This window comes from Cytophaga aurantiaca DSM 3654 (assembly GCF_000379725.1).
Taxonomy (GTDB): Bacteria; Bacteroidota; Bacteroidia; order Cytophagales; family Cytophagaceae; genus Cytophaga; species Cytophaga aurantiaca.
Map to the genome: position 1 here is coordinate 95213 of NZ_KB903662.1, position 12640 is coordinate 107852.

At 35.0% G+C, this 12640-nt stretch carries 15 protein-coding genes; 3 read left to right on the top strand and 12 right to left on the bottom strand.

Annotated features, from left to right (window positions below; all coding sequences use genetic code 11):
- Positions 1–15: 15 nt before the first annotated feature.
- From A3EE_RS0114930 to A3EE_RS0114980, 10 genes are all read right to left on the bottom strand, one after another.
- A complete protein-coding gene (locus A3EE_RS0114930; protein ID WP_157447047.1) occupies positions 16–858 on the bottom strand; it encodes a tol-pal system YbgF family protein in 843 nt (280 codons plus the stop codon).
- Positions 855–2561: a hypothetical protein gene (locus A3EE_RS0114935; RefSeq protein ID WP_018344245.1), complete on the bottom strand. Its 1707-nt coding sequence runs from the start codon at positions 2559–2561 to the stop codon at positions 855–857. Before A3EE_RS0114935 ends, A3EE_RS0114930 begins: the two co-directional genes overlap by 4 nt.
- A 118-nt stretch (positions 2562–2679) precedes the next feature.
- On the bottom strand, positions 2680–3384 hold the full coding sequence (locus tag A3EE_RS20805; protein ID WP_018344246.1) for a hypothetical protein: 705 nt from the start codon (positions 3382–3384) through the stop codon (positions 2680–2682).
- 59 nt (positions 3385–3443) lie between these two features.
- Positions 3444–4181, bottom strand: coding sequence for a carbon-nitrogen hydrolase family protein (locus tag A3EE_RS0114945; RefSeq protein ID WP_018344247.1), 738 nt, complete (start codon positions 4179–4181; stop codon positions 3444–3446).
- Between the two features lie 204 nt (positions 4182–4385).
- Positions 4386–4616, bottom strand: a complete 231-nt coding sequence (locus A3EE_RS0114950) for a hypothetical protein (RefSeq protein WP_018344248.1) — start codon at positions 4614–4616, stop codon at positions 4386–4388.
- Entirely contained in the window at positions 4601–5185 is a 585-nt protein-coding gene (locus A3EE_RS0114955; RefSeq protein ID WP_018344249.1) for a hypothetical protein, read from the bottom strand. Before A3EE_RS0114955 ends, A3EE_RS0114950 begins: the two co-directional genes overlap by 16 nt.
- 193 nt (positions 5186–5378) lie before the next feature.
- A complete protein-coding gene (locus A3EE_RS0114965; protein ID WP_018344251.1) occupies positions 5379–6326 on the bottom strand; it encodes a tetratricopeptide repeat protein in 948 nt (315 codons plus the stop codon).
- A gap of 172 nt (positions 6327–6498) precedes the next feature.
- A complete protein-coding gene (locus A3EE_RS0114970; protein ID WP_018344252.1) occupies positions 6499–7056 on the bottom strand; it encodes a hypothetical protein in 558 nt (185 codons plus the stop codon).
- A gap of 355 nt (positions 7057–7411) precedes the next feature.
- Positions 7412–7993, bottom strand: a complete 582-nt coding sequence (locus A3EE_RS0114975; protein WP_018344253.1) for a Crp/Fnr family transcriptional regulator — start codon at positions 7991–7993, stop codon at positions 7412–7414.
- A 104-nt stretch (positions 7994–8097) separates the two neighbouring features.
- A complete protein-coding gene (locus tag A3EE_RS0114980; RefSeq protein ID WP_018344254.1) occupies positions 8098–8583 on the bottom strand; it encodes a DinB family protein in 486 nt (161 codons plus the stop codon).
- A gap of 128 nt (positions 8584–8711) precedes the next feature.
- Here A3EE_RS0114980 and A3EE_RS0114985 point away from each other — a divergent pair, with 128 nt between their 5' ends.
- The 3 genes from A3EE_RS0114985 to A3EE_RS0114995 all read left to right on the top strand — a co-directional run bounded on the left by A3EE_RS0114985 (position 8712) and on the right by A3EE_RS0114995 (position 10501).
- Entirely contained in the window at positions 8712–9401 is a 690-nt protein-coding gene (locus A3EE_RS0114985; RefSeq protein WP_018344255.1) for a helix-turn-helix transcriptional regulator, read from the top strand.
- Positions 9402–9558: 157 nt separating this feature from the next.
- Entirely contained in the window at positions 9559–10050 is a 492-nt protein-coding gene (locus A3EE_RS0114990) for a DinB family protein (RefSeq protein ID WP_018344256.1), read from the top strand.
- A 214-nt stretch (positions 10051–10264) separates the two neighbouring features.
- Positions 10265–10501: a hypothetical protein gene (locus A3EE_RS0114995; protein WP_245553849.1), complete on the top strand. Its 237-nt coding sequence runs from the start codon at positions 10265–10267 to the stop codon at positions 10499–10501.
- Positions 10502–10590: 89 nt separating this feature from the next.
- Here the strand turns inward: A3EE_RS0114995 and cysM are convergent, their stop codons facing one another.
- Both cysM and epsC read right to left on the bottom strand, forming a co-directional pair.
- Positions 10591–11475, bottom strand: a complete 885-nt coding sequence (cysM, locus tag A3EE_RS0115000; RefSeq protein ID WP_018344258.1) for a cysteine synthase CysM — start codon at positions 11473–11475, stop codon at positions 10591–10593.
- Between the two features lie 315 nt (positions 11476–11790).
- The gene (gene epsC, locus A3EE_RS0115005) at positions 11791–12597 is read right to left on the bottom strand and encodes a serine O-acetyltransferase EpsC (RefSeq protein WP_018344259.1); all 807 of its coding nucleotides are present in this window, start codon (positions 12595–12597) and stop codon (positions 11791–11793) included.
- Positions 12598–12640 lie beyond the last annotated feature (43 nt).

Here is a 12640-nt window from a genome sequence, read left to right on the forward strand (position 1 = left end):
TGCAAAACCTGAGTTCTATAATTCTTCTATCATTTTGTAAAAATCTGTTTGCTTAATTTCTTTGATGGCTTCATTCTGGTTAAATTTTCTCTTCTCATCATAGTTATAGTCACTGGGAACTTCAATTTCTGCGTTCATGAATTTGAAGTAGTACGTTTGGTAGATATAATTATCTTCACGTTTAAATGTCTTCGAGTACATATTTGTCAACGCAAGATCGAGGTCTTTTTTAACATTTTTCTTTTTCTTCAGTAAACTTTTAAGCTCAGATAAAACGCTTGTATTGTCTGTGAGTGTTATGAAAACAGCAGGTAATAGAGATTCAATTGCTTTGTCGTCGTTGTCCAGTTTCTGGTATAGGTCAGCATATCTTAAAGCCGTTTGAAGTTTGTTTTCCTCAAGTGCATTGCCGCAAAAATGAAGATAGGGGTATAGCGTATCGGACAATGCGAAGTAATGCAAAGCGGTTCCGTATGCCTTCTTATTGTAATATATCTCGCTGAGAATTTCACTTGCTCTGTGCCGGTAGTTCGTGTATGGATCAGCCATGATATCACCACCTAAATTTTCTTTTTCGTTGAAGTTGCTTTCCAGAATAGATTTGAAAATCACAATTGAACTGTCGAATTGCTTGTCTATGAAATACAGGTATCCCAGATTGTAAAAAGCCCTTGGATACAAGGTGTTTTTGGGGTAGTGTTTTACAAAGTATTGAAATGAAATGATTGCATTCTTATTGTCTTGTGCTTTTGCATACTTTTCTCCTTCGTCAAAATAATCGGACGCCATTTTTTGACCGTACAAGTTTTGACTTGAAAGACTGCAAACTGTAAGAAGTATAAAGAATAGTTGCCTCATATCGTTAATGTGTATTGGTAAAATGAAAGTCCTTTGATACCAAAAAATACCAACTCTTTTCCATCAAAGTAACAGCTATCTTCGAGTATCTTCTGAATTCCATCAACTTCTTTGAAGATTTTGTTATTGATATTTATCAGAAATTTATTTTTCCCTGTTTTTTGAATTGCAAAAAAACCTTTATCCGAAAAATTTCCGTAAACTATTTCTCCTATTTTCTTTTCTTCAAAAGAACGATTCGGTGCAGGTCTCATTGGTTTTGAAAACACACCATTATAAACAAGATAACCTGCCGTATCAATCACAATATAAAGTAGACTGTTGCCAGTACTTGCTTCTCCTCTTACAAAGTCACGTGAAAGAATGTCAGAGTAAGGATGAACAGAAAAATATGTTGAATTACTGAATGCAGGGAATAATAGTTTGTCATCTTGATACAAATATGTTGAATCGTCTGTTTTGAAATAGTGTAACGATACACCTATTGGGCTTATATATATTGGTGTTGCTCTTACATCATATTTGCTGATAGGGTCCGGATCTTGTTTTCCATTTACAAATTTGTAGAGGAAAAAGTCTTTCAATCCGTATAAAGAAAAATTTCCGTTTCCATCAAGTGATGGGTAGTATATTTTTTCGAATGAATAATCGAACACTTTTCCATTTACATTGATTTTATTTGTTTCATTTTCCTTGTACGTAAATAAATAATTTTTCTTGTCAACAATGGTAATGTTCGAAATAGATCTTAGATTTTTATGCAAGGTATTATTGATTGCAATGTATTGAGGTCCATTATCGTCTCCGCTGTAATAGTAAGCACCATTTTCCTTGAGATCACAATACCAAACTGTTCGAACATGTTCAAGAACGGTATCTTTCGTGTGAATAAAGAACATGAAATTGTATTTCTTGTCTTCTCCAGGCAATGGATATCTCCCTTTGCCGTAGCAATAATCGCCATTGTCATTTATTTTTAACTGCGAAAACGTACTTGTAGACGAATCTATTTGCTTGCCATTTACATACAATCTATGCAGTGAATTATTCTCAACGGCAAAAATGTAATTTCCGTTATTACTAAAACTCATCCAGTCACTGGATTCAAAATATTTTTTCTTAGCGGCAAATGAACTTGCTTTTTTTGAATTGATGATCATTTGAACATTAGAGAAGGTGTCGATTTTTAGTTTCAATTCTCCGTCAATGTAAATAGCAATACTATCTTTCAGTAAGCATGGAATAGCTATATGCTTTGAATTTGCTGATTCCGGGTGTCTGAAATGGGCAATATCAGTTCCGGTGATTGGTCCAAAAAGTGTAGTGGATGAACATTGATAAAATTTTTGGTTTACATCTTTCTTGCTTGTGAATTGAGAAACAGAACTGCCCCAATTAAATTTTAAAGGCTGTGTTTTGCCGCATTTGCTGATGAAATAGTAATTGTCCTTGTTCTTTATTTCAAAAAGATAATCTCCATTAATGTCAAAGCTCATGGATTCTGCTTTCAACAACGTTGAATCTTTTGTATCTGTAAGGATAAGACGTTCAGTTAACGTTTGACCGTTAACAATGCTGCTGTTAAGAAGTATGATGAAAAATAGTATTGCTGTTGCTGTTTTCAATGTTGTTGCTATTTTATGTTTGAACGTTCTTTTGGGGAATGTTATAATGTGTGTTCTTAACGGTTTACGGCTTGGCAATGGTGAGGAATTTTATGCACTTCAGTTCAAATTATTACCGAAGTTGATTGGAATTCCCGAAGCTGAAATTTAGCAGTTCAGCTCCACTATTGCCTAACCGATGTTGTGCTTTTGTTTTTTATTTGCCAAATAGTTTATTCCAAAAACCACCATTTCCTTTAGGTTTTTCAGACTTTATAACTGTGGCAATATTCAATTCTGTGTCTTTTGTCAATTTGAAAATAGCATTGTACAAGGGAATTGCTTGTTGGAAAACTTCTTCTGTAGGATTTAATGAGAAAAATTCATTATTGTTGTCCAGACCTATTGGGAAATTTGTTCTTTCATTCCACGCTTGCTCTTCAAGCACTGCTATAGAATTCATTTCCATTTTTTGGTCAAAACTAATTCTTGATTTTTCAATAATTTGTTCTTCTAAATTTTGACCACCCAAGTTCAAAACGGTGTTTCTAAAAAAGTCTATTCCTTTTGCTGGTATATGTAGAAGGAAAAATTGAATTTTGTCTCCTTTCCGGTAAATATCAAGAACTTTAAAGTAACTGTTTGCATTTATCGTATGTAATTTCCACTTTTCAGTATCAGGATTTACTTTATATAAAGGTGCTGCTTTGTTTGTAGCAAATATAAATCTGCAATTTTTTGTCAGTTTACCTGCAAAGTCCGAAATATCTACGAATGTTTGAGAGCGAAAAATTTGTCCTACTTCATATTTGGAAATTTGGTCATCTGATAGTTGAGTATCCCTGTAATACATGGTTAGTCCAGAAAGAGTCCAATTGACAATTTCTTCTATTTGTTCATTCGAAAATTTAAAATCTTCCATTTATTCTTAAGGTTTCGGTTTTTGTAAAATGGCTTCCTAACTATTGTTATAGCCAGTTTTTATTTTGATTCTATTATGGTACTAATCCAGTGATTGTTTTCTTTTTTAGCAATTAATAGACCACATCCGGTTCCTATAAAGTGCGATTTTAGCTCACCTTTATTTGTCCAAAATGCACTTTTCCCGGCTGATTCAAATTGATAAGATTTACCGCCATAATTTACCATCAAGATATTCATAGAATATATTTTAGCATATTCTCTTAGCATTTCATATCCATCATTAATCCCATTTGGTGTATAAAAAATACTTGCTAAATATGTTGTACAGTTTACTTTTGATGCATTGTTCGGATGCACAGGATTAGCAATATCAGAACAGATTGCTAATGAAAATATCTCTTCTTTAATTTTTATTTGAGGATTATAATTTGAATTTGGTTCGAAAAAAAGCTCTTCACCTGAATGCAAAAACTGCTTTGTGTAAATCTCAACAGAAGTTTCAGGCGATATAATAAATGAGCAAATGTAAAGTTTATTATCAACTTGTAAAGGTGCACCAACAATTATTACTATTTTTCTCTTCTTTGCAAATTCTTTTAACCTATTTAGTCTAGGGTCATTAAGTTTAAAAGAATACTTTTCAGCTTCCTCTCGTTGGTATCCTGTCAATGATAGTTCAGGGAAGATGATTAATTGAGCATTGTTATCCGCTGCTAGCTCAATGAGTTTATAATGTTCTTCCAAATTTTCATTAATACTATCCTTTGGTATAGTTTGACCAGCTGCTATTATCATTATTATGATTGTATACTTGAGTTGTTTTCAAAATTGGCTATAACGGTTAGTATTGTTTGTTGATGCAGGGGTTAGTGATTATATCTTCCCACAAACACAAACGAAAGTATGCTTTAATATACAAATTATTCATGCGGGTTTGACGCACTGAAATCTCCTTGGATGCGAACCTGCATTAACAACAATACATTGTTAGGCATAGTTTTATCTTTTTCCTTCTATAAATTCAATTGTCGCATAGTGTGTAACAAATTTCGATAGCTCAAAAATTTGTTCAACGTCATTGGTAGTTGATACCTTAGCAAAAATAACTTCCCAGTCTAACATCTCTTCAATTTTGAAATTTGTCCCATTTGTGGAATTGAAATCGTTTATGACTTTTATCAACCAATCTTCGTCATTGCAACCAATGTTAAAAGTTATTTTTTCTCCCATTTTACTTCTATAATAGAGTCTAATACGATTTTTCTCTTTTGATTGAAAGTTTTGAAAAATATCAAGTTTCCATCAATAATTCGATAAGATATATTATAATCTGGATGAACAAAAGATGTTTTGTAATGATACTCTTTGATTCCTACAAAATTTTCAATTTGAAGTTTATCTTCATTGTTCATTACGGCAAAAACTCTATCGAATTGAGATGAATCTGATAAGCCTATTAATGCAAGATGAAAATTTATCTTCTTTCCATTTATTAATTCAATTTCTTTAGATGATTTTAAAAAAGCATCCTGTTGATTACTTTCAAAAAACACTTTCTCGATTTTCCTCTTTTGTCCAGTAAGCTTAATCTTATTGGTTTCTAAAAATAATTTATACGAATACTGTCTCCCGAGTTCATAAAAAGTGTTTATTTTTTCAGGGTCAATTTTTCCTATAAATAAATTCTCATTTAGTCGATCTTGGTGAAAATTGAAATTCTCCTTATAGATATTCTCAATTTGATCAAGAGCACTTTTGAACAAGATTGGTTTCTCAATATACAGATTAACTGGTATCATTGTATGTCCTTAGAAATTGTGCCCATAACGGTTGTAGTGGCTTTTGTTGTAGGCTTTAAAAGAGCTGCGCTTTCCTCAGCACCAAACCTGCATAACCTTTTAAAATTAATCAATTTGTGCGGTCTTATAAGCACCAATCACAATATTAACAAAGAAGCCTACAATAAATGCTACTAAGTGTTAACAACAGGTATTATTTACATTTCCCATCTAAAATTAATATTGCGTTAGAATACTCTTCTGTTAATAGAAAACTTGGACTCTTAACTGCTTCATTGAAATATTCGCATGCTCTGATATTATTTTTAATTTTCATTGAGCTATCAATTAAAAAAAAATATGTATCACCATTATCAATTACTCCTACAGCTTTTTCTAAGTCAGGTATTGCTTTATTAAAATCCCCTAATTTGTAATAACAAATCCCTCTTCCTTTGTATCCTAAGCCTGAAGGATTAATTTTAATTGATTTCGTGTAATAATTAATTGCTTCTAAATACTTTTGTTGTTTAAATGAAATTCTTGCCATATCATCATAATACGCAAAATCATAACCACCTAGGCTATATGCTTTTTTAAAGTCCAAAATAGCTAAATCATAAAGTTTTAAATCTTCGTAAATTAATCCACGATAAAGATATCCATCTAAACTTAATAGATTAAGATTTATATATATAGAAATATCATCTAAAGATTTTTTTGAATCAATAAATCGTAAAAAATTTGATCTTTCTAAATATGATTCGGATAAAAAACTATCAAGCAGGATTGACTTATTTAAATCATTTAAATATTGAACTGTATCAAATCCAGAATAAGATATAGTTATTATGGAATCAATACGATAAGGGGTTTGTATTTTTTCATAGTTCACTGATTCAGTTCTAGGAATTCTTTTTAAACAAAATGCCCTAAAAAAATATGCAAAACCATCATTTGGATTTACATTAATTAATGAATCCGATTTTTCATATCCAATAGCATATAATTTTGAATCAGACGAATCAAAAGAATAATAAGAATCAATTAGATAGGTATAATCTTCCTTTAAGGTTTGAGAATACCCCCTAATAATTAAAAAAGAATGTAATATTATTAGTAAACGTATTTTCATACTTGTTGCTAACGTTTGTGGTTGCATTTGTTGTAGGCCTTGAAAGCGCCGAAGCTTCCTTAGCACCGAACCCGCACCATTTATCCCGCCCTTCAGCGGGAACCTATTAAATTTAATTATTTCGTGCGGACTTGAAAGCACCGCTATTAATATTATCAAAGAAGCCTACAATTAATGCTACTTATTGTTAGCTGCCTTATTATTCGTATTCTTTTACATCGTCAATAAGAAGTTTGTTGTCCTTAGAAATAATTGTAATGTCTCGCACAAAATTTGTTTTCCAGCGAAGATCACGAATAACAACATGGAAAATTTGAGCAGTGTCCCCCAAAGACTTTAAAAGTGTGCAAGTAGGAATATCTATTGTTCCATTGTCCTGTGTTGGGATAAAAAAACCACCTTTACCTACAAACTTGGTGTCATAAATCGATTTCCATTTCTCATGAAATTCTTCTTCTGTCATCTCTTCACCATATTCTAAATTTATCGCGTTTTGCTTATAGTTATAATATTTATCAGTCAATGCTAATCGCATATTATTATAAGCTACTTTTCCATCTTCACTATTTACATAGTCGATAATAACTTTTGTTAACCAGTCTTTTATTAGTGTCGTGTCTTGGATGCTGTTAGTCTTTTTTATAGCACTGTCTTGTTTTGATGAAGTCGTCTTAATTTGGTCAGACTTTGCTGAAAAATCCGTCTCACAACTAAACAATACAAATAAAATTGTTGGTATAATTAAAACTTTTATCATAATCTATATGGTCTCAAATATGGCTGCTAACTAGTGGATACATGCACCTACTTGCATGTATATTTCATATGTTGATTCGGTATCCGTTTCATTAAACGTATATATACGTTTAATGAAACGGATACCGAATTTTGAATTATATTGATTTTCAGATAAATCAAGCGTGTATAAATATCTATTCTTTTGCCTTGAAAAACAACCGGTGCAATAAATTAATTGGGGATGTTTGCTATTGATATAATCCTGTTCGTGTTATCGCGGGTGCATTAATTTAGATAAAAAGTTTGTCGGCGAATTGTACAAATACATGTGTGTAATATAAGCATGTCTCATGTAGTAATACCGATTCACAATTCTACTTCAACGCCTTCTTCCGAATCCTGCTATATGTTTCAGCAGTAATTCCTAAATAAGATGCAAGCATTGTTTGCGGGAAGCGCTGTAAAAAATCCGGATGGTTTTTCTGTAATTCAAGAAAACGATCTTCCGCTGTTAGGCTCAGTGCATCGTGTATGCGTTTTTGCGAAGCGATAAAATTCCGTTGATTCATTGTGTTGATCATCTTTCCGATTGTTGGAAGTTGATCACCCAGTTGCTGTAAATCTTCGGAAGTAATTAAAAGTACTTCTGAATCTTCGATCGCATCGATGTTGTATTTAGAAGGAGTAAGCATGGTAAGACTTTCACGGTCGCCCACCCACCAGTTTTCAATACCAAAATGAATTACGTGTTCTATACCCTTTGCATCTACAGAGAATTGTCGCATTGAACCTTTCAGAATAAATGCACTGTATTTACAGACTTCACCTTCCTGTAAAAGATATTGACCTTTTTTATATCGCTTAAAAATGAACGATTTTTTTACCAGTTCAAAATCTGCATCGGTAATTTTATCGGAGGCGTATTTTTCAATGTAAGCTCGTAGTGCTTCGTGCATATTGATTTAACATATTCTTCTTAAAGATAATTAAAGAATCGGATTCTATTATATTGAAATAAAAAAAGTAGGGGCAGGCTTTACGCTTGCCCCTAAAGAAACGTTTATTTTTTGAGATAAGCCATTTGACCCAAATGATAGGCCATGTGATTTGTCCGGTTGATCAAGACGCTCAATTTATTTCTATGAGGTTCTTTTGAGAAATCTTCCTGCGAGATCGTTGCATGTTTCTTAAACCAGTCTTCTGCGGGAAGTTCAGTAAAGTGGTTTGCTAAAACAGACTGTATGGTGTTCCAGTATAAGCGGAGATCTTGTGGGAAGGGTTTGTCAAGTCCGGATTTGTCGGGATTTTTAAGAAAAATCGTTTCTAATTCGGGATATAGTTTGTCACCAAAACCTAGCAATGGAATCATCGCATCATGCACTGCTACCAGGTGTCCCAATAGATATGTTCCGGTATTCCTACCCGGAGCAGTCTCCTGCGTCAATGCTTCGTCGCTTAACGATTGAATGAGTTTAGTTGTTCTGCTTGATTGTGTGTTCCAGGCATCTAATGCCATTTTTACAAATAATGCGTGTTGTGTTTCCATTTTAAAAAGAGTACGTATGGATAATTGACAAATTATTACTGCGAATAGTTCACATAGTTCAAGCCTTAATGATATTCTCTTTTGTTTGTGTTTTGTTTTTTGTTATTTGGAATTTCAAATGAAATGACATGAATCGAATCGACAGACTCCTAGGAATGATCACCTTACTGCAGACAAAGAAATTTGTTTCGGCAGAAAAAATTGCAGATAAATTCAAGATCAGCAAACGGACTGTTTATCGTGATATGAAAGCGATTTGCGAACAAGGAATTCCGGTTGGTGTTGAACCGAATAAAGGATATTTTATTGTAGATGGATATTTTTTACCCCCTGTCTTATTTAGTAATGATGAAGCAAATGCATTGCTGTTGACGGAATCGTTGGTGAAGGGATTTGCAGACAAATCCATTAGTAAACATTATTCCAATGCCCTGGATAAAATAAAGGCAGGTTTGAAACAGGTTGATAAAGATAAACTTGAAAGCATGCAGGATGCGATTAAATTTCAGTTGCCTGCCCGTATGAATAATGACTTTGAATATTTGTCGGTGCTGCAGGCCGCTGTTTCAGATAAGAAGATCATTTCCATTGAATATAAAAACAATAAAGAGGAGCATAGTAAAAGGGAAGTAGAAGCGATTGGTTTGATCTTTTATGCATTTAGCTGGCATCTGATTGCATGGTGCCATCATCGCAAAGCTTATAGGGATTTTAAAGTTTCCAGAATTGTCAGTGTGCGCAATATGGAAGTTCCATTTAAAAAGAATAAACACATTCCGCTGTCGGAGTATATGAAAGAGTTGCCGGTGAATTATTGATTCTTGTACGGAACTCTCCAAGGGTTTTAAACCCTTAGAGAGTTGGATTTGAATATTAATATTAACTATTTTTAAAAGCGGTGACATAGGGTTGTCACTCGGTGGTATTTTCTTTGTGTTATCATTAAAACGATTCACATTTAACCACTATTATTTTATGGAACTGATCCCGATCTTTTTAAAAGAATTCGAAGCCGAAGCGCTTACTACCCGCAACATGTTGTCCCGTATTCCGGATGATAAATACGACTGGCAGCCACATCCTAAAAGCATGACTATTCGAAGCCTTGCAACACATATTGCAGATTTGCCTGGTTGGGTCAATATGGCACTTACTACAGATGAACTGGATTTTGCAACAGCACCATACAATCCTCCTACAATTAATACAACCAAAGATGTTCTTGAAATGTTTGAACAACGTGTTGTTGATGGTCGCTCGCAATTAATATCTGATAATGAACATAAATTAGGTGAAAGCTGGACACTTCGCGATGGAGAAACGATCCTCTTTGTAAATACAAAGGCTGAAACCGTTCGGGTATCACTGTCTCAATTAATTCATCATCGTGCACAACTAGGCGTATTCCTGCGCTTGCTGAATATTCCGATTCCGGGGTCATATGGACCGAGCGCAGACGAAAATTAATTATGAATTATTCATGTGCTTTTCATACAAGCCTATCTTTAGAGTTAGCGAAGCAGTCTAAGGATTTATAATACGTTAGAGTCTTTGACTCGATTCGATAATTTAGATCCAACTTTAAAAACGAGTCAAAGACTCTCTTTCATTTGAGATCCTTAGAGCGCTTCGCTAACTCTAAGGATAGAAGTGGTTCTATTTGGAATTTGATTTTTGTTTTTTGAAATTTTACGAAGTTATGGTTGAAGTATATAAAACATCCGTTCAGGATCAGCTGCAGGCTGGTATTGTAAAGCAATTGCTGCTGGTGCAGAATCCATTATTGGAAATTAATTTTGATCTGGAAGATTGCGATAAAATTCTTCGGATTAAAAATATAGAAGATGCCGTGGATATATCTTCTGTGTTAAAAGTATTGAACGAAACGGGGATTTATGTTGAGGTACTGACTGATTAAAAACAAAAAGCGCAGCTAAAGGTTTAGCTGCGCTTTAATTTATAGGTGTTTGGAATTTATTTTTTTGTTATTTGAAATTTGCCAAAGGCTTACACCCCAAACAAATCGCTCGACAAATAACGATCGCCACGATCGCAAACGATGCTTACGATCACGCCTGATTCAAGCTGGTTCGCTAATTTAATTGCAGAAGCCATTGCGCCGCCGCTGCTTGTTCCGCCAAAGATACCTTCTTCGCGAGCTAATCTACGTGTCATTGCAACCGCTTCTTCTTCGCTTACATCCATCTTCACATCCACACGAGAGTCGTCGTAGATCTTTGGTAAATATTCGATCGGCCAGCGACGGATCCCCGGAATCTTAGAACCTTCTGTTGGTTGCACACCAACGATCTGTACCGCAGAGTTTTTTTCTTTTAAAAATTTAGATGTGCCCATGATCGTACCCGTTGTTCCCATAGAAGAAACAAAGTGCGTTACCGTACCATTCGTATCTCTCCAGATCTCCGGACCGGTAGAGTGGTAGTGCGCCATGTAGTTATCCGGATTCGCAAACTGATTCAGCATGAAATAGCCGCCTTTCGCTACCTGAGCTTCGGCATAATCACGCGAACCTTCAATGCTAATAGCAGCAGGAGTAAGCGTAACTTTTGCACCGAATGCTTCCATTGTCAATACACGTTCGCGTGTAGAGTTATCCGGCATTACCAGTTCAATATCTAAATTGTATAAACGTGCGATCATTGCTAAAGCAATACCTGTGTTGCCGCTTGTTGCTTCGATCAGTTTCATGCCCGGCTTGATTTCACCGCGCTCCAGTGCACCTTTGATCATGCCGTATGCAGCACGGTCTTTTACACTTCCGCCCGGATTGTGACCTTCAAGTTTTGCGTATATTTTAACATTGGGTTTGTTGAAAATGCGGGTGATCTCAACAAGAGGCGTGTTGCCGATAAAATCGAGTAATGTTGCCATATTCTAAAAGAAATAATAAATATTATAAATGAAACTCTCCAAGGGTTTTAAACCCTTGGAGAGTTAGGGTTGCAAGAATAATTAAACTTTCTTATTCTGGCGCCAGTCTTAGCGTAGCGGGGACTGGTGCCATTTAGTTTCCAGTCTTGACTGGTTTTATTTTAATGCAGTCAAAGACTGCCGAATGATAGACACCAGTCTGAAGACTGGCGCCAGTTGCGTAGACACCAGTCTGAAGAATGGCGCCAGTTGCGTAGACACCAGTCTGAAGAATGGCGCCAGCGTTAATTTGTTTTTTGTATTTTGGAATTTTACTTAAACCTTCTTCGTACTTACCTCTATCTGCGCCTTGTGATATACACGTGTAAAAGGAGGTACAGATTCCGTAAGCCATACGTTACCACCGATAATACTGCTGTGGCCTACAACCGTTTCACCACCTAAGATGGTAGCACCGGAATAGATGATCACATTGTCTTCAATCGTAGGGTGACGTTTGGTATCTGCTTTGTCTTTTGAAACACTTAGTGCACCTAATGTTACACCCTGATATATTTTCACATCGTTGCCGATATGCGCCGTCTCACCGATTACAATTCCTGTGCCGTGATCGATGTAAAAGTTTTTGCCAATCGTTGCACCCGGGTGAATATCAATACCTGTTTTGCTATGCGCAAATTCCATGATGATGCGTGGGATCAACGGAATATTCAGATGATACAATGCATTTGCCATACGGTAAAATGCAATCGCATAGAAACCCGGATATGCACGGATCACTTCAAACTCCGAACGTGCTGCGGGATCACCATTTAATATTGCCTGTATATCGTGTAATAGTTTTTCATATATTACAGACAGTTCATTCATAAATGCATCCGACAATTCACTTGCAGGTGCAGGCAGATCGTTTTGCATCGAGGTTAATAAGCGTGTCAACTCTTTTTGATAGACACCCATTTGTATTTCTACATCCGCAACATCTTTATATTTCGATTGCGTCTGCTCCGGAAATAAAACCAATAGAATGCGCGTTACCAACGTGCAGATATCCGAAGTAGATGGGAATGTTCCTGCCTGCTGATGTTTTTGTAAGAGCGTTTCTAAAAAGAGCTTATTCATAATCGATTTGTTGTTATTATATGGCAATTTATTGTTTTATTTA

Excerpts from the sequence above, each read along its gene's own strand:
- A3EE_RS0114930 (WP_157447047.1), bottom strand. The coding sequence starts at position 858 with ATGAGGCAACTATTCTTTATACTTCTTACAGTTTGCAGTCTTTCAAGT.
- A3EE_RS20805 (WP_018344246.1), bottom strand. The coding sequence starts at position 3,384 with ATGGAAGATTTTAAATTTTCGAATGAACAAATAGAAGAAATTGTCAAT.
- A3EE_RS0114945 (WP_018344247.1), bottom strand. The coding sequence starts at position 4,181 with ATGATAATAGCAGCTGGTCAAACTATACCAAAGGATAGTATTAATGAA.
- A3EE_RS0114950 (WP_018344248.1), bottom strand. The coding sequence starts at position 4,616 with ATGGGAGAAAAAATAACTTTTAACATTGGTTGCAATGACGAAGATTGG.
- A3EE_RS0114955 (WP_018344249.1), bottom strand. The coding sequence starts at position 5,185 with ATGATACCAGTTAATCTGTATATTGAGAAACCAATCTTGTTCAAAAGT.
- A3EE_RS0114965 (WP_018344251.1), bottom strand. The coding sequence starts at position 6,326 with ATGCAACCACAAACGTTAGCAACAAGTATGAAAATACGTTTACTAATA.
- A3EE_RS0114970 (WP_018344252.1), bottom strand. The coding sequence starts at position 7,056 with ATGATAAAAGTTTTAATTATACCAACAATTTTATTTGTATTGTTTAGT.
- A3EE_RS0114975 (WP_018344253.1), bottom strand. The coding sequence starts at position 7,993 with ATGCACGAAGCACTACGAGCTTACATTGAAAAATACGCCTCCGATAAA.
- A3EE_RS0114980 (WP_018344254.1), bottom strand. The coding sequence starts at position 8,583 with ATGGAAACACAACACGCATTATTTGTAAAAATGGCATTAGATGCCTGG.
- A3EE_RS0114985 (WP_018344255.1), top strand. The coding sequence starts at position 8,712 with ATGAATCGAATCGACAGACTCCTAGGAATGATCACCTTACTGCAGACA.
- A3EE_RS0114990 (WP_018344256.1), top strand. The coding sequence starts at position 9,559 with ATGGAACTGATCCCGATCTTTTTAAAAGAATTCGAAGCCGAAGCGCTT.
- cysM (WP_018344258.1), bottom strand. The coding sequence starts at position 11,475 with ATGGCAACATTACTCGATTTTATCGGCAACACGCCTCTTGTTGAGATC.
- epsC (WP_018344259.1), bottom strand. The coding sequence starts at position 12,597 with ATGAATAAGCTCTTTTTAGAAACGCTCTTACAAAAACATCAGCAGGCA.